Annotated in this window: 17 protein-coding genes; 7 read left to right on the top strand and 10 right to left on the bottom strand. The window is 64.6% G+C overall.

What is annotated here, in order from left to right; translation table 11 throughout:
- Positions 1-182 precede the first annotated feature (182 nt).
- Both ACMDCR_RS23620 and ACMDCR_RS23615 read right to left on the bottom strand, forming a co-directional pair.
- Positions 183-491, bottom strand: a complete 309-nt coding sequence (locus ACMDCR_RS23620) for a hypothetical protein (protein ID WP_413988970.1) — start codon at positions 489-491, stop codon at positions 183-185.
- Between the two features lie 364 nt (positions 492-855).
- On the bottom strand, positions 856-1,794 hold the full coding sequence (locus ACMDCR_RS23615) for a LysR substrate-binding domain-containing protein (protein ID WP_413988969.1): 939 nt from the start codon (positions 1,792-1,794) through the stop codon (positions 856-858).
- Between the two features lie 305 nt (positions 1,795-2,099).
- Here ACMDCR_RS23615 and katG point away from each other — a divergent pair, with 305 nt between their 5' ends.
- Positions 2,100-4,307: a catalase/peroxidase HPI gene (gene katG, locus ACMDCR_RS23610; protein WP_413988968.1), complete on the top strand. Its 2,208-nt coding sequence runs from the start codon at positions 2,100-2,102 to the stop codon at positions 4,305-4,307.
- A gap of 120 nt (positions 4,308-4,427) precedes the next feature.
- Here katG and ACMDCR_RS23605 read toward each other — a convergent pair whose 3' ends face one another.
- Positions 4,428-5,495 (bottom strand): PA0069 family radical SAM protein, encoded by a 1,068-nt coding sequence (locus tag ACMDCR_RS23605; RefSeq protein WP_413988967.1) that lies wholly within the window; start codon positions 5,493-5,495, stop codon positions 4,428-4,430.
- Between the two features lie 198 nt (positions 5,496-5,693).
- Here ACMDCR_RS23605 and ACMDCR_RS23600 point away from each other — a divergent pair, with 198 nt between their 5' ends.
- Complete coding sequence (locus ACMDCR_RS23600) at positions 5,694-6,209, top strand: methylated-DNA--[protein]-cysteine S-methyltransferase (protein ID WP_413988966.1); 516 nt, start codon at positions 5,694-5,696, stop codon at positions 6,207-6,209.
- 484 nt (positions 6,210-6,693) lie between these two features.
- Here the strand turns inward: ACMDCR_RS23600 and ACMDCR_RS23595 are convergent, their stop codons facing one another.
- The 6 genes from ACMDCR_RS23595 to ACMDCR_RS23570 form a co-directional block, all read right to left on the bottom strand.
- Positions 6,694-6,885, bottom strand: coding sequence for a hypothetical protein (locus tag ACMDCR_RS23595; protein ID WP_413988965.1), 192 nt, complete (start codon positions 6,883-6,885; stop codon positions 6,694-6,696).
- A 170-nt stretch (positions 6,886-7,055) separates the two neighbouring features.
- Positions 7,056-7,388, bottom strand: a complete 333-nt coding sequence (locus ACMDCR_RS23590; protein ID WP_413988964.1) for an NAD-binding protein — start codon at positions 7,386-7,388, stop codon at positions 7,056-7,058.
- A 61-nt stretch (positions 7,389-7,449) separates the two neighbouring features.
- Positions 7,450-8,031, bottom strand: a complete 582-nt coding sequence (locus tag ACMDCR_RS23585; RefSeq protein WP_413988963.1) for a Pvc16 family protein — start codon at positions 8,029-8,031, stop codon at positions 7,450-7,452.
- An 88-nt stretch (positions 8,032-8,119) separates the two neighbouring features.
- Entirely contained in the window at positions 8,120-8,728 is a 609-nt protein-coding gene (locus ACMDCR_RS23580) for a histidine phosphatase family protein (RefSeq protein WP_413988962.1), read from the bottom strand.
- A gap of 91 nt (positions 8,729-8,819) precedes the next feature.
- Entirely contained in the window at positions 8,820-10,034 is a 1,215-nt protein-coding gene (locus ACMDCR_RS23575) for an MFS transporter (RefSeq protein ID WP_413988961.1), read from the bottom strand.
- 5 nt (positions 10,035-10,039) lie between these two features.
- On the bottom strand, positions 10,040-11,071 hold the full coding sequence (locus ACMDCR_RS23570) for an aldo/keto reductase (RefSeq protein ID WP_413988960.1): 1,032 nt from the start codon (positions 11,069-11,071) through the stop codon (positions 10,040-10,042).
- Positions 11,072-11,395: 324 nt separating this feature from the next.
- On the opposite strand from ACMDCR_RS23570, the gene ACMDCR_RS23565 reads away from it, so the two are divergent.
- Positions 11,396-12,295, top strand: coding sequence for a LysR family transcriptional regulator (locus ACMDCR_RS23565; protein ID WP_413988959.1), 900 nt, complete (start codon positions 11,396-11,398; stop codon positions 12,293-12,295).
- Between the two features lie 96 nt (positions 12,296-12,391).
- Positions 12,392-13,189, top strand: coding sequence for an SDR family NAD(P)-dependent oxidoreductase (locus tag ACMDCR_RS23560; RefSeq protein WP_413988958.1), 798 nt, complete (start codon positions 12,392-12,394; stop codon positions 13,187-13,189).
- A gap of 96 nt (positions 13,190-13,285) precedes the next feature.
- On the opposite strand, the gene ACMDCR_RS23555 is transcribed toward ACMDCR_RS23560, so the two are convergent.
- Positions 13,286-13,870 carry a TetR/AcrR family transcriptional regulator gene (locus ACMDCR_RS23555; RefSeq protein ID WP_413988957.1) on the bottom strand — a complete coding sequence of 195 codons (585 nt, stop codon included), beginning with the start codon at positions 13,868-13,870 and terminating at the stop codon, positions 13,286-13,288.
- 167 nt (positions 13,871-14,037) lie between these two features.
- On the opposite strand from ACMDCR_RS23555, the gene ACMDCR_RS23550 reads away from it, so the two are divergent.
- From ACMDCR_RS23550 to ACMDCR_RS23540, 3 genes are all read left to right on the top strand, one after another.
- Complete coding sequence (locus tag ACMDCR_RS23550) at positions 14,038-15,078, top strand: efflux RND transporter periplasmic adaptor subunit (protein ID WP_413988956.1); 1,041 nt, start codon at positions 14,038-14,040, stop codon at positions 15,076-15,078.
- 221 nt (positions 15,079-15,299) lie between these two features.
- The gene (locus ACMDCR_RS23545; RefSeq protein WP_413988955.1) at positions 15,300-16,292 is read left to right on the top strand and encodes an efflux RND transporter periplasmic adaptor subunit; all 993 of its coding nucleotides are present in this window, start codon (positions 15,300-15,302) and stop codon (positions 16,290-16,292) included.
- Positions 16,289-19,351 carry an efflux RND transporter permease subunit gene (locus ACMDCR_RS23540; protein ID WP_413988954.1) on the top strand — a complete coding sequence of 1,021 codons (3,063 nt, stop codon included), beginning with the start codon at positions 16,289-16,291 and terminating at the stop codon, positions 19,349-19,351. Before ACMDCR_RS23545 ends, ACMDCR_RS23540 begins: the two co-directional genes overlap by 4 nt.
- Positions 19,352-19,412 lie beyond the last annotated feature (61 nt).

Here is a 19,412-nt window from a genome sequence, read left to right as displayed (position 1 = left end):
GGGAATGGCCATGTGAAGGGGCAACCGTGGAATCGGCCGCGAGGCTGCGCCTCGGGAGATCGCCGGAAGTCCGGTAGGCTGATCTCGCAAGGCGACAGCCAGGCTGGGTTGCGTGGTGCCCCTGCCGCCTCACATTACAAACTGTCCGCAGTGGCTCGTCGGCCCTCCTTGCGCGGGCCGGATCAGTGCTTGAGTTTTGACAAGGGGCGTAGCGCCGCGCCGGACTTTGCGTCACGATCTATCGCGGCCGTGGGATAATTCGCCTCGACCCAATCCTTGAGAATGGTACGGATGAGTTGGTCCTTGGGGACCCCGAATTCGGTTGCCAGTTCCGCCAGCGAATAATCGACATGGGGGGAGAGGGCCACCAGATTGCCGTTGCGAATCCTGATGGCCGCATTCCTGAGCAGGGCAGCGGTGTCGTCGGTCAGGGGAGCACCGATCTGTTCCGCAGCCGTTTCAAGGGCATCGGCAAACGACATGCGGTTCATTCGACAGCCTTTCCATTCGAGGTTGCAGTATGGGAGCGGATTGGCACCGCAGGGTCCAGGTCGCTGATGGCACGGTCTTTGTTATTGTTCCCATCGATAGTAACCAAACCTTGGAGTTTTCGCACTATACCCATTTGGATTACTACTCGGCGAGCCCGCGGGGGTGCAAATTTGGTTGCCGAACCACTTGATCTATCCTTTCCGTGCAAGCCTGGTGCGTTCTCACTGCGGGCGATCGCATGGTGTCTGATGGTATTCGTCGACAATTTCGCGCGGAGACCCCGTGGCCAAATGGGCAACGGTGCAATCCGGTTTGCCGGCGCCCTCGCGATATCATCTTCCCCGATCACATGCCGCCATGCTGTCATGGCACCGGAGCGGGCGACGGCATGGTCCTGATGTGCCGCTTGCGCAGCGTGTCGGCCGAATCCCGCACGACCTCTGAAATCTGCAGGAGCTGGGCGACCAGGGGGCTGGTCTTGCGCCAGATCATGCCGATTGTCCGCGAGGGCTGAGGGCCCACGAAGCGCGCGATGGACACGGAGGCGGAGCGCGTCTCCATCGCCACCGCCATCTCCGGGATCAGCGTGACGCCGATGCCGGCGCCGACCATCTGCACCAGCGTGGACAGGGAGCTGCCGTCCAGCAATTCGCGCGTCAGCACCGAATGAATGTTGCAGAAGGCCAGCGCCTGATCGCGGAAACAGTGCCCTTCTTCCAGGAGGAGCAGCTTCATCTCGCGCAGCATCTCGCGATCGGGCACCGGCTTGCCCTCGTCCTCGCCGGGGCGCACCAGCACGAAGTCCTCGGTGAACAATGCGACCTCGGCAAAGGAAGGCTCGGATACCGGCAGGGCAACGATGGCAGTATCCAGCCGCCCGTCGGCAAGCTCCTGGATCAGCTTGGGGGTGAGCGTCTCCCGCACGTGAATGTCGAGCCCCTGGTGCAGGTGACTGAGATTGCCGATGATGGTCGGCAGCAGATAGGGCGCGACTGTCGGAATGACGCCGATGCGCAACCGTCCGACCAGCCGATCCCGGGTCGCCTGCGCCAGATTCCCAAGCTCGTCGACCGAGCGCAGGATGTCGCGGGTGCGCAGGGAGAATTCCTTGCCGAAATTGGTGAGCTGCACCTGGCGCGCGCCCCGCTCGAGCAGCGCCGTTCCCAGCATTTCTTCCAATTCCTTGATCTGCATCGACAAGGCCGGCTGGCTGATGGCGCAGGCTTCCGCTGCGCGCCCGAAATGACCGTGCCTGGCCAGCGCCTCGAAATAGCGTAGTTGCCTGAGCGTGAGATTGATCATAATCCTGCCTTATCGCTGCGATCAGAAATCCCAACTTAAACTAATGGATGCAGTTTGGTAGACCTCTAAACGCAGAGACAAGGAGCAGCGCACGCGAGGCGGACAGGCGTGCGCGGCTCAAACAATGTGCAACGTTCGCGCAGCCCAATTGATTGTTTTGGGCCGATCCCAGCGCAGTAAGGCAGGGGGCATTTGGCGTTCCCGGTGCTGCGGATCGGAGGACCGTGACACCGGATTGTCTTCCCGGCGTCGTAGGTCCTGAGCACGGGCAGGTTCAAACAGTGTAACCACGATCGGAGGAAATCATGGACGGAAGTGATGCGGGCAATGCCGGCAAATGCCCGGTGCCACATGGGCGCTTCAACCCGAGCCTGGGTGGGCGGTCGAATCGGGACTGGTGGCCGAACCAGCTGAATCTGAAGGTTCTGCACCAGAACACCGCGCTGTCGAGCCCGATGGGCGAGACGTTCAACTATGCGGAGGAGTTCAAGAAGCTTGATATCGAAGCCCTGAAGAAGGACCTCCTTGCGCTGATGACGGACTCACAGCCTTGGTGGCCGGCTGATTTCGGGCATTACGGCCCGCTTTTCATCCGCATGGCCTGGCACAGCGCAGGCACCTATCGCACCGGCGACGGCCGCGGCGGAGCCGGTGCGGGCACGCAGCGTTTCGCGCCACTCAACTCCTGGCCCGACAACGTCAATCTCGACAAGGCCCGTCGCCTGCTCTGGCCGATCAAGCAGAAATACGGCAATACGATCTCCTGGGCCGACCTGATGATCCTCACGGGCAACGTCGCGCTCGAATCGATGGGCTTCAAGACGTTCGGCTTCGGCGGCGGCCGTGCCGATGTGTTCGAGCCCGAAGAGGACATCTATTGGGGCGGGGAGGACACCTGGCTCGCCGACAAGCGCTATAGCGGCGATCGCGATCTCGAAAATCCGCTCGCCGCCGTGCAGATGGGCCTGATCTATGTGAATCCGGAAGGGCCGAACGGCAATCCCGACCCGCTCGCAGCGGCCCGCGACATCCGCGAGACCTTTGCGCGCATGGCCATGAACGATGAAGAGACCGTTGCGCTCATTGCCGGTGGCCACACCTTCGGCAAGACCCATGGCGCGGGCGATGCCACGCTGGTGGGTGTCGAGCCGGAAGGCGCGGGCCTCGAGGAACAGGGCCTTGGCTGGCGCAGCACCCATGGCACCGGCATCGGCGCGGATGCCATTGGCAGCGGCCTTGAGGTCACCTGGACCTCGACGCCGACCAAGTGGAGCGGCAACTTCTTCTGGAACCTGTTCGGGTATGAGTGGGAACTGACCAAGAGCCCCGCTGGAGCCCATCAATGGAAGCCCAAGAACGGAGGGGGCGCCAACACGGTGCCTGATGCGCATGACGCCTCGAAGCGCCACGCGCCGGCGATGCTGACCACGGACCTCGCCCTGCGCTTCGATCCGGCCTATGAGAAGATCTCGCGCCGCTTCTTCGAGAACCCGGACCAGTTCGCCGACGCCTTCGCCCGCGCCTGGTTCAAGCTCACCCATCGCGACATGGGGCCGCGCGTGCGCTATCTCGGCCCGGAGGTCCCGGCCGAAGAGTTGATCTGGCAGGATCCGGTCCCCGCCGTCGATCACCCGTTGATCGATAAGCAGGACATCAGCACCCTCAAGGCGAAGATCCTCGCCTCGGGCCTGTCGATCTCCGAGCTTGTCTCGACCGCCTGGGCTTCGGCCTCGACCTTCCGCGGTTCCGACAAGCGCGGCGGCGCCAATGGCGCGCGCATCCGGCTGGCGCCACAGAAGGATTGGGAGGCCAACCAGCCTGCCCAGCTCGCCAAGGTGCTCGGCACCCTCGAGGAGATCCAGGCGGAGTTCAACGCCGCCCAGTCCGGCGGCAAGAAGGTGTCGCTCGCCGACCTGATCGTGCTCGGGGGCAGCGCCGCCGTCGAGAAGGCGGCCAGGGACGGCGGCCATGAGGTGGAGGTTCCGTTCGCGCCCGGCCGTACCGATACGACACAGGAGCAGACGGACATCGAATCCTTCGAGGTGCTCGAACCGAAGGCCGACGGCTTCCGTAACTATCTGAAGGGTGCCTTCACGGTCTCGGCCGAGGGGCTCCTGGTCGACAGGGCTCAGCTCCTGACGCTGTCCGCGCCGGAGTTGGCCGTGCTGGTAGGCGGGCTGCGCGTGCTCGACGCCAATGCCGGGCACTCCCAGCACGGCGTCTTCACCACGCGGCCGGGAGCTCTCACCAACGACTTCTTCGTGAACCTGCTCGACATGAGCACGGTCTGGAAGGCGGTCTCGGAGGCGGACGACGTGTTCGAGGGCCGCGATCGGGCCACGGGCGAGGTGAAGTGGACCGGCACCCGCGTCGACCTCGTCTTCGGCTCGAACTCCCAGCTGCGCGCTCTGGCCGAAGTCTATGGCTCCGGCGACGCGAAGGCGAAGTTCGTGCATGACTTCGTGGCCGCCTGGACGAAGGTGATGAACCTCGACCGGTTTGATCTTGTCTGATTATCGCGACTAGATCGTCGATTTTAGATCCGTAGAGAATGCCCGCCGTCGTATGGGATGGCGGGCATTTTTGTGTTCAGGTGCGCGGTCCGAGTCTTCAAGGGAGCTATGCGATGGCCCTTACAGTAGGCTGAGTTGGTCACCGCTTCGCGCCGGGATCCGGAACAGCCCGGTATCCAGGGCCGGAAATCGGTCGGAGAGGCCCAGCCGTTGCCGGACAAGGTCGAAGCGCCTCGCGAGGAGGTCCGCGAGCGGGCCTTCGCCGGTCATGCGCTTGCCGAAGCGAGGGTCATTATCGCGGCCGCCGCGCAATTGCCGCACCAGCGACATCACATGGGTGGCACGTCCGGGCTGCTCGGCCGCGAGCCATTCGCGGAAAAGGTCCTTGAGTTCATGCGACAGGCGCAGCGTGGAATAATAGGCGCCGGTGGCCCCGGCCCCGGCTGCCCGTTCCATGATCGTTTCCATCTCGTGATCGCTGAGGCCGGGGATCATCGGCGAGACGCCGACGACGACGGGGATGCCGGCGGCGCTGAGCTGGCGGATGGCGTCGAGGCGGCGTTCGGGCGTCGAGGCGCGTGGCTCCATGCTGCGCGCCAACCTGCGGTCGAGCGTGGTGATGGAGACGGCCACCATGGCAAGACCCCGCTCGGCCATTGGTGCGAGGATGTCGATGTCGCGCGTCACCAGCACGCTCTTGGTGGTGATGGCGAGCGGATGGTTGAAGCGCTGGAGCACCTCAATGACCGCGCGCGTGATGCCGAGCCGCCGTTCGATCGGCTGATAGGGGTCCGTGTTGGCGCCGAGCTGCACCCGCTCGACGCGGTAGCCGGGCCGGCGCAGTTCCGCGTCGAGAAGCGCGGCAGCGTCCGGCTTGAAGAACAGCTTCGTTTCGAAGTCTAGGCCCGGCGAGAGGCCGAGATAGGCGTGGCTCGGACGCGCGAAGCAGTAGATGCAGCCATGCTCGCAGCCCCGATAGGGGTTGATGGAGCGATCGAAGGCGAGATCGGGACTGTCATTGCGCGAGAGGATGGTGTGCGCCTTCTCCGCCGTCAGCGTGGTCTCATGGCGGACGACCGGCATATCCTCGTCGCACCAGCCATCGTCGAAGCTTTCACGCGCCAGGCCTTCGAAGCGGCCGGAGGCGTTGGACTGCGAGGCGCGGCCCTTGCTCGCGATGGGAGGCATGCTGGCGTTCCATTTACAAGTCTGTTCACTTTTTGTTCTAGCATGCTTGGCTTGCGATTTCGAGTCTCGACCGGCATTTCCCGACATAGGAATGCAATCTCCAGCACAACAGAGAACGGGCGGCGGCGATTGCTGGCATGCCTTACAAGGCAATCATCGAGGAGCAGTGGTGCTCCGAATCGGAACGAGGAGGTTGTCATGGCCGGGGCACTCAAAGGCGCAGCCAAGGACTATTTCTACAAATGGACGGAGACGCCCATTGGTCGACTCAAGCTGGTTGCCAGCAAGGATGGCCTGGCGGCGATTCTGTGGGAGAATGACCGGCCGGGGCGTGTGCGCCTCAACGTCGTGGCGGAGGCCCAGGATCATCCGATCCTCCTGGAGACCGAGCAGCAGCTGCGCGATTATTTCGCCGGTACTCGAAAGGCCTTCGATATCAGGCTCGATTTCGCCGGCACCGATTTCCAGAAGAAGGTGTGGGCGGCCCTGCTCGCCATTCCCTTCGGCGAGACGCGCACCTATGCGGAGATCGCGCGGCGGCTTGGAAGCCCGAAGGCGGTGCGGGCCGTCGGGGCGGCGAATGGCCGCAATCCCATTTCGATCATCGCGCCCTGCCATCGCGTTGTCGGGTCGAGCGGGGAGCTTACCGGCTTTGCCGGAGGCCTGGAGGTCAAGGCGCGCCTGCTCGGGCTCGAGGGCACACCGGCGCGATGATGCGTTTTGTGGGGAAGGAGGAGGGCGATCGGTGATCGCCCCTCCAGTTTCCCTCCCGTCGCCCCGCAAAGTTGGCGCGCATGCGAGCCACGCCGGTGAACTCAAATATCACCTGAGCCTGAAGCGATTGTTTTAGACATAAATAGTACAGAGATTGACTTTCGTTCGTTCCCATGCTCTATTCCGTAACGGAATGAGGCGTCAGCGGCCGGCGTCTGTACAACCCGGCCCCGAACGCCTCCATCCACCCCGAGAGCCTGTCCACGCGACAGGCGCGCGGCGGCCATGCTTCCTTCGAAGCTGGCCTCCAGGGGTGACGAGCGGGACAGAGGGATCGGCACCCCATGGAAGTGCCAGGCGATGGAAAGACCACGCAATCCCTGGACGGAGCGTGAAGGGCTTGAGCCCGGCAACGCCTTCGTCCCTCCTCCCGCCGATGCGGTGAAGACGGCTGATGCCACCGTCCGGCCAGGATGGACGTCGCTCAGCCCCTTTGCCGAGCCGGCTGGGCCGGGTTCGGATGGTCCGTGCCATCCGCTCCAGGCTCGCCTCCGCCTTCAGAAGGCGGAAAAACGGGTGGCCTTGCGCGCTTTGTCAGCGTGCCGGGCCGCCGGAACAGGGCGATGGTGGCCTGCACCGACAGTGCGGCCTGCATCTTCCATGATCCTGCTTTCACGGCTGCCCTGCAGCCGCCATCGCCCGGTCTCCTCATCAACCCAGCCGGAAAGGGCGTGGGAACAAGGGCGCTTGGAATTTTGAGAATGAGAACGTTTGGGAAGTATGGTGACAATACAATTCTCCATGCTGGATCGCTGCGGATTGATCGGGATCGCGGCCTGAGGGCGGTCAGGCTGACGGCGGGCTTCCATCCGTCCGGGCCTCGATGGCGCGGACCACCGCCGCCATGTCGGCCTGACCAAGGCCCATGGCTTCGGTCTCGCTGAACAGAGCAGGGCAGATGTCGAGCAAGGGCGAAGCGATCCTCGCATTTCGTGCCGCCTCGGCCACCAGGCGGTTGTTCTTGAGCACGTCGGAGATGGCCGCCTGTGCGGTAAAGTCATGCTCGACCAGCTTGGCGATCTTGATACGCGAGACATTGCTTGCCATCGGTCCGGCATCGAGCACGGCCTGGAATTGCCGCATGTCGTGCGAATTGGAGTGGCGGTCTCCGACCGCCATTGGCGGAAACAAAGTGCTTGTCGGCAAAAAAGATGGCGGTCGGAGACCGCCACTCCATTTTTCAGGCTGAAGGATCCTTGAAAGCGATGGTCACGACATAGGAGGCGCTCGGGCTGAGGGGCGCTTGTGCGGCGATCCACAGGCCTGCGGTGCTGTCGAGGCCGAGGGATTGGGCCTTGATGGCGATGCTCTCGAAGCCGTCTATCACCGCCTGGTCAGAAAGCGCCCGGCGCAGCGGGTCCGGATCACCATCAAGGCTCCTCAGGGCGGTACTGATGAGCGCGGTCGTGACAATCGGCGTTTGCTGCAGGGTCTCGATGGCGGCGCCAAGGCCTATTTCGCGGGCGCTGCCGGGACCGTGGCCGCTGGCGAGATAGAACAGGTCAAGCAGCAAAGGTTGCTGGCTCGGTCGATCGCCGAGAGGGCCGCGCACGAAGCCGGGTGCATTTCTGAGAGATGAGTTGGGCAGGGCCTGGCAGAGGAACAGGTTGACGCTGGGCGTAGCCGTATTGCCCGCTGGCGGTGAGCCGATGGTAACCGCAGGCGGCGTGAAGTTCAGCGCCTGCCCGGTCTTCCGCAGCGCCTCGTCGACGAGGAAGCGCAGGATCTCGCTGGTGGCGGCGATGGCGAGAGCGGCTGTCATGACTGATCTCCTGTCTGCCCTCCGGCAGCCTATATATACATCCGGATACATGGCTGCAGCCTGGCGCCCGCCAGTCCTGAAGCTGCCATCAGGAAGCCGCTACCGACGCCTCTTCATCGATGCGCTTCCAGCCATGGAGCAGATACCGCGAGCCAGCCTCGAAGGCAAAGTAATGACCGCCTCCGCCAGCCGGCTGGTCATGCGTGCGGCTGATCGGCACGGCGCGTAGATGGCAGAGCAGCAGCGCGCCGACACCGCCATGGGCGACGACGGCGATATCGCCCTCGCCACGATCCCCGTCGAGGATGCTGGTCACGGCCCCGACGATGCGGGCCTGGGCGTCGATGGCGCGCTCCCAGCCACGGATACTGAGCTCGGGATTCGCGAAGAAGGCGTTGGCCGTCTCCTCGAATTCCTGTGGCTTCAGAAAGCCGGTGGCCGAACGGTCGTTCTCATGCAGGGCCTCGACCACCTGGAGCGGCAGGCCGAGGTGGCGGGCGAGGATGTCCCCGCCATTGCGCGCCTTCTCCTCATTGCTGGAATAGACGGCGCCGATGCCGCCGACAAAGTCGCGCCGGTTGAAGGCTTCGTGGCGCGCACGGCCGCGCGGCGATAGGCGCCAGTCCGGAACGGGAATGGCGGGATCGATCTCGACCTCCGCGTGGGTGATGAAATAGACGATCCTGGCTTTGCTCAACCGAAGTCCCTCAGCGATTCTTGTTGAAAAAATGCATCAAGATAGAGTGATAAAGCAAGCTATCGTCTAGGGAAATCGCATCTCCCATGCCCTACGCCGGTGAGACCCTCGTTCTGCTGAGCTCCAGGAAGAAAAGGAGCAGGGCGAACGCCCCCATGGAGCCGCCGACGGCTGCCGTCGCTGTCCAGCCGCCCCAATGATAGGTCAGCGTGCCCAGCACAGAGCCGATGGCGCCGCCGATGAAGGTGCAGGTCATGTAGAAAGCGTTGACACGCCCGCGCACCTGCGGCGGCACCGAGAAGATGATGCGCTGGCTGACGACCTGATTGGCCTGCACCGCTCCATCGATGATCACTGCCAGCACCACCAGGACGGCCAGGGCCAGTGCCGCCACGACCCAGCCGGTGGCCCAGAAGGCGAGGGCGATCGTGAGCATGGCGCCGGCTGTGGTGGTGCGGCTGAGGCCGCGATCGGCCAGGCGTCCGGCGATCGGCGCGGCGAAGGCGCCACCCGCGCCGGCCAGGGCGAAGAGGGCGATGCCATGCTCGCTCATGCCGAAGCGCTCCGCCAGCATCAGCGGCGAGGCCGTCCAGAACAGGTTGAAGGCAGCGAACAGGAAGAGCTGATAGGCCGCCCGCCAGCGCACCACCGGCAGGTCTCGGACGAGGGTAAAGATGGAGGCTAGGATCTGGCCGTAATGCATGCCTCCATGCGGCTTATGCCTGGGCATCATGCGCGAGAGGGCGAGGCCGATGAAGACCATCAGCACCGCCGAACACCAGAACACCGCACGCCAGCCAAAGCTCGCGGCGATGAACAGCGATACGGGCCGCGCCAGCATGATGCCGGTGAGCAGGCCACCCATGATATTCCCGACCACGCGTCCGCGCTGCGCCGCGGGCACGAGATGGGCGATAAAGGGCAGCAGCACCTGCGCGCCCGTGGAACTGAGGCCGATCAGCAGCGAGGCGGCGAAAAAGGGCAGGGCACCGGTCGAAACGGCGGCGCCGATCAGGCCGATCACCGTGCAGCTCAGCGTCGCCAGCACCAGGAGCCGGTTCTCGACGAGATCGGCGAGGGAGACCAGAAGGAAGAGGCCGAGGCCGTAGCCGATCTGCGTGACGCTGACGATGGAGCCGGCAATGTCGGGGCTGAGGCCGATGGCCGGCCCGATCGAGGCGACCAGCGGCTGGGCATAATAGAGATTGGCGACGAGGGAGCCGGTCGCCAGCGCCACCACGGTGATCAGGGCCGCGGACGGGCCCCGATCCTCGCTGACGGCAGCGGCTTGAGTCTGGTCGACCATCGTATTCAGCTCTGCGTGGCCGGCAGCCGGTTGGCACTCTGGCGCTCGATCATCCAGCCGGGATATTCGGGCGGCAGGGCACTGACCTTGTCGAGACGGGCCAATTCCTCCGCCGTGAGCTTGACGCCCGTGGCGGCGAGGTTGTCGTCGAGCTGCTCGGTCGTCTTGGCGCCGATGATCACCGACATCACGAAGCGCTGGTGCAGCACCCAGGCCAGCGCGATGCGGGCCACGGAGACGCCGCGGGCCTCGGCGATCTCCCGCATGACATCGACACAGTCGAAGGCGCGATCCTTGTTGACGGGCGGGAAGTCGAAGCTGACGCGGCGCGAGCCCTCGGGGCCGTTGCCCTCGCGGTCATACTTGCCGGAGAGCAGGCCGCCGGCGAGCGGGCTCCATACCATCAGCCCAAGCCTCTCGGCCTTCAGCAGCGGGGCGATCTCGCGTTCGAGGTCGCGGCCCGCAATGGTGTAGTAGGCCTGCAGGGTGACGGGGCGTGTCCAGCCATTCCTGTCGGCGATGCCGAGCGCCTTCATGATCGTCCAGGCCGACCAGTTGGAGACGCCGACATACCGCACATGCCCCTGGCGTACGAGATCGTCGAGCGCACGCACCGTCTCCTCGATCGGGGTGACCTGGTCGAGACCATGGATCTGGTAGAGGTCGATATAATCGGTGCCGAGCCGCTTCAGGCTGGCCTTCACGGCATCCATGATATGGCCGCGCGAGGCGCCGCGATCATTCACGCCCTGGCCGACAACGCCGAGCGCCTTGGTGGCGAGCACGATGTCGGACCGCTTGTGGCCGGAATTCACCATCGCCTTGCCGGTGATCTCCTCCGACAGGCCTTCGGAATAGACATCTGCCGTATCGATGAAATTCACGCCGGCTTCGAGCGCTTTGGCCACGATCGAATCCGCGACGGACTGGTCGAGCGTGCCGATATTGGTCCAGAAGCCGCGGCCACCGAAGGTCATCGTGCCCAGGCAAATTTCCGACACGAGCAGGCCGGTGCCGCCGAGTGTGTTGTAGCGCATGGAATTATGTCCGTGAAAAGAAGAGGATAGCTCTCGTTGTTGAGGTAACGAGCAAGGCGAGAGGGCTCGGAAAGGCCAAGCCTTTCGGGCGGTCTCGGTGTCGGGAACATAGGCTGATCCGGACGAAGCCGTAAGCCCGATAGTGCTCCACAAGCTGTTTAGCTGTGCTATACAATGTTCGGAGCGCGGACTTCAGCCACATTGAACTGCGTTCAATATGGCGGCGACGTCCGCTCCTAGAAACGGTGTGCTCTACCAAAGAGGAAGAGCGGATCGTCCGACACTCGCTTGAGTGTCGCAGAGACGTCCGCGCTCCGAGGGTTCATGGCTCGCAGCGATTCCTTCGACGGTCTTTCCGAATTCCTTGCCATCGTGCGTCAGGGCAGTTTTCGCGCCGCGGCGATCGAACTCGGCGTGACAGCCGGTGCGGTCAGTCAGGCGTTGCAGACGTTGGAGCGCCGGCTCGGTCTGCCGCTGTTCCAACGTACCACCCGGAGGGTCTCGCTGACCGAGGCTGGCGAAAGGCTGCTCGCCCAATTGGCGCCGGCGGCGGATGCAATCACCACCACGCTCGATGAGCTGACTCAGTCGCGCGCCCGGCCGTCGGGCACGCTGCGCCTTCTCGTGCAACGAGTGGCGATACCGCATGTCGTCACGCCGATCATGCCCGATTTCCGCAAGGCCTGGCCCGATCTCAAGATCGAGATCACCGTCGAGGATAGCCGCCAGGAGATCGTGGCCGGTGGCTTCGACGCCGGCATCCGCATCGGCGAATATATCGACCGTGACATGGTGGCCGTGCGAGTCTCGCCGTCCTTCAACTGGCTCGTCATGGGCGCCCCATCCTATCTCGCCGTGCACGGCCGGCCCCAAATACCGGAAGACATCGCCCAGCACGAATGCATCCGCTATCGCCGACCCGATTTCGGCGACGTCTATCGGTGGGAATTCGAACGCGAGGGTCAGGCGCTCAGCATCGACCCGCCCGGCTCGTTGGTGGTCAGCGACCCCGAGCTGTTCCGGGCATTGGCGGTCGAGGGGCTCGGCCTGATCTACACGTCCAACCTGATGTCGGCGCGGGAACTGGCGGCCGGCCTGCTCGAGCCGGTGCTGGAGGCCTTCTCGCCCTCGCGCGACGCCTTCTTCATCTACTTCCCGCGCACCAGCCGCAACCAGCCCAAGCTTCGGGCCTTCGTGGAAGCTTGCGCACGGGGCGCACGCTGAGCCGCTTCGGGGCCATTTACAAATCGGCATATGTCCGACGAAATGGGGCAGCTGAATAGGAAGGCGCCTGTCGAGAGCGCCGTGAGGATATCGAGCATGCAAGATCACGAGGGTAGGGGCGCCGTAAGCCTGGCCGGCATTTTCGGTCTTTCCGGCAAGGTCGCGGCCGTGACGGGCGCGGGCAGCGGCATTGGCCTTGCGGCGGCGCAGGCTCTGGCGGCGGCTGGGGCCGAGGTCGTCGTGCTCGACCGGGCGCCGGTGGCATCCGAGGTCCTTGCCTCTATCGGCGGCGACAGGCCGGCTGCGGCGCTGGTGATGGATGTCTCCGACGAAGCGCAGGTGGAAGCGGCCTTCGCCGAGATCGTGGCCCGGCACGGTGGCATCGACATCCTCGTCAACAATGCGGGCCTGGCCATCCGCGATGCCGCCGTCAATCTCAGCCTCGAAGCCTGGGACAAGGTGGTGGCCGTAAACATGACCGGCGTCTTCCTGTGCGCACGGGCGGCGGCGCGCCACATGATCGCTGCAGGAAAAGGCGGCGCCATCATCAACACCGCCTCGATCATGGGCCTCTCGGGCGGCGGTCTCTATCCCAACATCTCCTACCAGACCACGAAGGGAGCCATCGTCAACATGACACGGGCGCTGGCGGTGGAGTGGGCGCCGCACCACATCCGGGTCAACGCCATCGCGCCGACCTATGTGCGCACGCCTTTCATCGCTCCGCTGCTGGCCCAGCCGGAACTGATGCAGCGCATCGAAGCCATGACCCCGCTGCGCCGCATCGCCGAGCCACATGAAGTCTCGCCGGCCATCCTATTCCTGGCGGGGCCAGGCGCGGCCATGGTGACAGGTCACACGCTGCCGGTGGATGGCGGCTTCCTGGCGCAGTGAGAGGGGCCAAATTTGGAGTGGCAGTCTCCGACTGCCATCTTCCCCTCCTGACGGCGCGGCGGCTCGAGAATGGCGGTCGGAGACCGCCACTCCAAATCAAGTCTCCTTTGCAGCATACTCATCGAGTTTGTTGAACAGCGCTTCCAGTTCCTCCTCATTGGGCTGGAAGAAGTTCATGCCGCGACCGACCAGGATGCCGAAGGCGGCGAAGAAGAAGAGGATGCGGTCGACGCCGCCGGTATCACCGTCGCGGACGAGGCGGCTGGTCAGAGCGCTGAACATGGCCCGTACGGCCGCCGCCGCTTCCGGGAACTCGGCGGAGGCGACGAAGAGGGCGGGCGAGACGCCGCCTTTCTCCCGCATGATCTGCCGGGCGTGGATGGCGAGCGCTTCGGTGAAAGTGCGGGTCGAACCGGCGGTATCCTCGATTTCTTCAACCAGCTGTTCCATGTTGCGGCGGATTGCCGCCACCACCAGTGCCTTCTTGGCCGGGAAGTGATGCAGCACGCCGCCCTTGCTGACGCCGGCTTCCGCCGCCACCATGTCGATGGTGAGATTGTGTACGCCCACTTGTTCGATCACGGCGACGGTTGCGGTCAGAATCTGGCCGATGGTCTCCGTGCTGCGTTGCTGGGGCTTGCGCGTTCGGGCTGCCTTGGGTGGGTCAGAGAGTGGGGGCATGGTCCTCACCGCGATATCCCTGATTAAAAAACCGTCTGGACGGTTTTATTTTTAACTGTTATGGGGGCGCCACGCAATACGTTAGTCACGTCCAGCATGAAGCGAGGATGCCGATGAAACCCAGCGCGTCAAGGCGGCCAGCACGCAGTTCGTGCCTGGCCATCGGGATGGTGATCGCCGGAACTGCGATCGTGCCGGCTGCGGCCGGAGGCCCTCCGGCCCGTGTCGAGGTGGTCACAGCCAAGGCCAGCAGTTTCAGCGACGAGGTGAGCCTGACCGGCGACATCGAGGCGCAGGTGCAGAGCGACATTTCCTTCCGGGTCAGCGGGCGCATCGTCGAGCGCCTGGTGGATGTGGGCGACCACGTTACTCCCGACCAGGTGCTGGCGCGCGTCGACGGCCAGGAACAGCGCATCGCCCTCGACACTGCCAATGCCTCACTGGCTTCGGCCCAAGCGCAGCTCCAGCAGAACGAGGCGACCTTCCAGCGCCAGAAGACGCTGATCGCCAGCAACGCCACCTCGCAGTCCCAGCTCGACGCCGCACAGGAGAATCTCAGCGTGGCGCAGGGAGCGGTAGCGGCGGCGACGGCACAGGTTGCCCAGGCAAAGGAACAGCTCGCCTATGCCGATCTGCGTGCGGGCGTCTCCGGTACCGTCACTTCGCGCAGCGCGGAAGCCGGGCAGGTGGTGCAGGCCGGGCAGACCGTGCTCAGCATCGCCCAGGACGGGCCGCGCGATGCGGTGTTCGATGTCTATGAAGCGCTGGTCGGCGAACCTCCCGGTTCGCCCGATGTCGGCATCACGCTGATCGCCGATCCGACGGTGACGACCACCGGAACCGTGCGCGAGGTCTCGCCCATCGTCGACGCCAAGAAAGGCACGATCCGCGTCAAGATCGGTCTCAAGGAGACGCCGCCGGCGATGTCCCTGGGTACTGCCGTGCGCGGCCATGCGGGCCTGGCGCCGCAACGGCGCTTCGTGCTGCCTGCCTCGGCGCTGTTCATGTGGCAGGGCAGGCCGGCGGTGTGGACCGTGACAGCGGACACCAGGCAGGCCGAGCCGCGCGAGGTGACGCTCGACCGCTACACCACCCAGTCCATCGTCCTCGCCGAGGGCGTCAAGGATGGCGATGTCGTGGTGACGAAGGGCGGCCAGCTTCTGCGCCCCGGACAGGTGGTCGAAACAGTCGAGGAGAAGGCGCCATGAGGATGACCGCCTGGGTGATTTCCAGAAATAGTAACGATCGGCTGGATGGGTGGGGGCACCTGGCAAAGAGGGCGTCTCATCCGGATCGACCCCAATCCCCAACCTCTCCTCACAAGCGGGAAGAGAGTCAAAGGCGGCCCACCCTCGCAGTCCTGCAGTCCGTCCTGCCGGCGTTGCTTGCTGCCACGCTTCCTGCCCTCGCGCAGGAGCCGGCGCGCCCGGTGCTCACAGTTATCGCGCACGCCCAGGATAAGGCGATGTTCGGCCCCTTCATCGGCAGCGTCGATGCACGTTACCAGACGGATCTCGGCTTCCAGGTCGGCGGGCGCATCATCGCCCGGGAGGTCAATGTCGGCGACACCGTCAAGCAGGGCCAAAGGCTCGCGGCCGTCGACGCCACCCTTCTGCGGCTTGCCGTGCAGTCGGCGGAGGCGGATCTCGCCAATGCCAGGGCGCAGCTTGCCAATGCCGTGCTGACCGAGAACCGCAGCAAGGCGCTGGTCGTCACCGAGACAGCTTCGAAGGCGCAGGTCGACAACGCGGTGGCCGCTCGCGAGACGGCGGAAGCAAAGGTCACCCAGGCGGAAGCTTCGCTGCGCCAGGCGCAGAACGTCCTGAGCTATGCCGAGCTCATCGCCCCCTATGACGGCGTGATCACCGCGGTGAATTCGGATGTCGGCAAGGTCGTCTCGGCCGGCGACATCATCGTCACCCTGGCGCGGCCGGATATACGGGAGGCCGTGGTCGACGTGCCCGATTATCTCGCGCCGGAATTGCTGCAATATCCGCGTTTCGACGTGATGCTGGCGGGCGAGCCCTCCATCAAGGCCAGCGCTACGCTGCGCCAGCTCGCTCCGGCCTCGGATGCGATTACCCGTACCCGCCGCGCCCGGCTCTCACTCGAAAATCCGCCCAATGTTTTCCGCCTGGGCTCGACCATATCCGTCTCGGCCGTGCGCGCCGTCCCATCCTATATCGCCGTGCCGCAGACGGCGCTTGCCGGCGACGGCGACCGGCGTTCGGTCTGGGTCGTCGATGCCGTCAGGTCGGTCGTCGCCGCGAGGCCCGTGAAGCTGGTCTCCATCAAGGACGGTCTCGCCATCGTCGACGGCCTCAAGGACGGTGACATCGTGGTCGAGGCCGGCGCCGCCTCGCTCGAGCTTGGCCAGGCCGTGCGACTTCCTATTACCCCGCGTCCCGAGGGCCAGAAATGAACGGCTTCAATCTGTCCGATTGGGCACTCAGGCATCGCTCCTTCATCTGGTACCTGATGATCGCCTCTGTGCTTGCCGGAGCGCTCTCCTACGCGCGCCTCGGCCGCGAGGAGGATCCCTCCTTCGATATCAAGACCATGGTCGTGCAGGTGCAGTGGCCGGGCGCGACCTTGGACGAGACCATCAACCAGGTTACCGACCGCATCGAGAAGGAACTCCAGCAGGTCGGGGCGCTCGATTACACGCGCAGCTACACCAAGCCCGGCAGCGCCACCATCATGGTGAACTTCAAGGACACCACCAATGGCCGTGCCCTCACCGATGCCTTCTACCAGGTGCGCAAGCATGTGAACGACATCTGGTACACCTTGCCGAGCGGCGTGCAGGGGCCGTTCTTCAACGATGAATTCGGCGACGTCTACGGCAACATCTACGCCTTCACCGCGGATGGCATCAATTTCCGCCAGCTGCGCGACTATGTGGAGAGCGTGCGGGACCGCGTGCTCTCGGTGCCCAATGCCGGCAAAACGCAGATCCTCGGTGCGCTCGACGAGGTGATCTATCTCGATTTCGATACCGCGCGCCTCTCGAGCCTCGGCCTCGACCGCCAAACCGTGATCGCCTCGCTCCAGGCACAGAACACAGTGTCGGCCGCCGGCGTGATCCAGGCCGGGCAGGACAGGGTCAGCGTGCGCGTCGGCGGCGGCTTCAAGTCCGAGGAAGACCTGCGGGCCATCAACCTGCGCGTCAATGACCGCTTCTTCCGCTTGAGCGACGTCGCCACCATCACCCGCGGCTATGAGGATCCGCCATCCCAGCTCTTCCGCTTCAACGGCAAGCCGGCCATCGGCCTCGCCGTTGCCATGGCGCCCAACGGCAATCTGCTGCAGTTCGGCGAAGACCTGAAGAAAGCCATGACGGAGATCACCGGCACATTGCCGGTCGGCGTCGGCGTGCATCTCGTCTCCGACCAGCCCGCCATTGTCGAGGAAGCGATCTCGGGCTTCACGCGGGCCTTGATGGAAGCCGTTATTATCGTCATGGCCGTGAGCTTCGTCAGCCTGGGCCTGCGTGCCGGCCTGGTGGTGGCTATCTCCATCCCGCTGGTGCTCGCCATCGTTTTCCTGGTGATGGAATATACCGGCATTTCCCTGCAGCGCATTTCGCTTGGCGCCCTGATCATCGCCCTCGGCCTGCTGGTCGACGACGCCATGATCACGGTGGAGATGATGATCAGCCGCCTGGAGGAGGGTGATACGCTCGGCAAGGCGGCGACCTATGCCTTCACCTCCACCGCTTTCCCGATGCTCACCGGCACGCTGGTGACGGTGGCGGGCTTCATCCCGATCGGCCTCAATTCGAGCTCCGCCGGCCAGTACACCTTCACCCTCTTCGTGGTGATCGCGGTGGCCCTGCTGACGTCCTGGATCGTGGCGGTGTTGTTCGCGCCGTTGCTCGGCGTGAGCATCCTGCCGAAATCGATGAAGAAGCACGATGAGAAGCCGAGCTTCTTCGCCGGGATGTTCAAGTCGATCCTTCTCGCCTGCATGCGCTGGCGCTGGCTGACCATCGCCGTCTGCCTTGCCCTGCTGGGCGCCTCGGTGGTGGGCATGGGCCATGTGCAGCAGCAGTTCTTCCCGTCTTCGGATCGGCCGGAACTCCTGGTCGACATGACGCTGCGCCAGAACAGCACCATCGCCGAGACCAGGGCAGAGATGGATCGTCTCGAAGGGACGCTCGAAGGCGATGCCGATGTCGAGCGCTGGAGCTCCTATGTAGGGCAGGGGGCCGTGCGCTTCTATCTGCCGCTCGACCAGCAACTCGCCAATCCCTTCTTCGGCCAGGCCGTGGTGGTGACGAAGGGCATCGAGGCGCGTGACCGCGTGAAGGCCAAGCTGGAGGCGCTGGCGCGCGAGCAGTTCGTCGGCATCGACATTCTCGTGCATCCGCTCGAACTTGGCCCGCCGGTCGGCCGCCCCGTGCAGTATCGCGTCAGCGGCACCGATATCCAGGAGGTGCGCGCGCAGGCGGTGAAGCTTGCCGGCGTGATCGCCGACGATCCCAATCTCGGCACCATCACCTACGACTGGAACGAGCCTGGCCGCGTGCTGCGTGTCGAGGTCGATCAGAACAAGGCCCGTCTGCTCGGCGTGACCTCGCAGGACATCGCCTCTATCCTCAATGGCACGCTGGCCGGCACCAGCTTCACGCAGGTGCGCGACAACATCTATCTCGTCAATGTCGTCGGCCGTGCCACGGCGGACCAGCGCAACTCGGTGGAGACGCTGGAGAACCTGCAGATATCCCTGACGGGTGGCACGGTGGTGCCGCTGAGGGCCGTCGCCAATATCGGCTACGAGCTGGAACAGCCCATTGTCTGGCGCCGCTCGCGCCTGCCGACGATCACCGTGCGCGCCGCTCTCGTCGGCGATATTCAGCCGGCGACGGTGGTGCAGCGCCTGCAGCCCAAGATCGACACCTTCGCCAGGCAACTTCCCGACCATTACAAGGTCGAGATCGGCGGTGCGGTGGAAGAGGCCGGCAAGGGTCAGTCGCCGATCATCCAGATCGTGCCCATCATGCTCCTTGTGATGGTCACCGTGCTGATGATCCAATTGCAGAGCTTCCAGAAACTCTTCCTGGTGATCTCGGTGGCGCCGCTTGGCCTGATCGGCGTCGTGCTCGGTTTGCTGCCCTTCCACCAGCCGCTCGGCTTCGTCGCCATCCTCGGCGTTCTCGCGCTGATCGGCATCATCATCCGCAACTCGGTGATCCTGGTGAAGCAGATCGAGGATCACGAAAAGGAGGGCCAGGACCGCTGGGACGCGGTAGTCACCGCCACCGTGCACCGCATGCGCCCCATCCTGCTCACGGCGGCCGCCGCAAGCCTGGGCATGATCCCCATCGCCCGCGAAGTGTTCTGGGGACCCATGGCCTATGCCATGATCGGCGGCATCCTGGTGGCGACGCTCCTCACCTTGCTCTTCCTGCCGGCGCTTTATGTGACCTGGTATCGGATCAGGGAGCCGAGGGATGGCACGAGCCCGGCTGCACATTGAGGGGTGCTGTGGTTGCACCCGAATTGCGCATCGCCGGCCATCCCCGATTGCTTACGCTTGC

Origin of the sequence: Labrys okinawensis, assembly GCF_047345005.1 — a bacterium.
Lineage (GTDB): Bacteria > Pseudomonadota > Alphaproteobacteria > Rhizobiales > Labraceae > Labrys > Labrys okinawensis.
The sequence above is the reverse complement of the archived record's forward strand: the minus strand, read 5'-3'. Positions and strand labels throughout refer to the sequence as shown.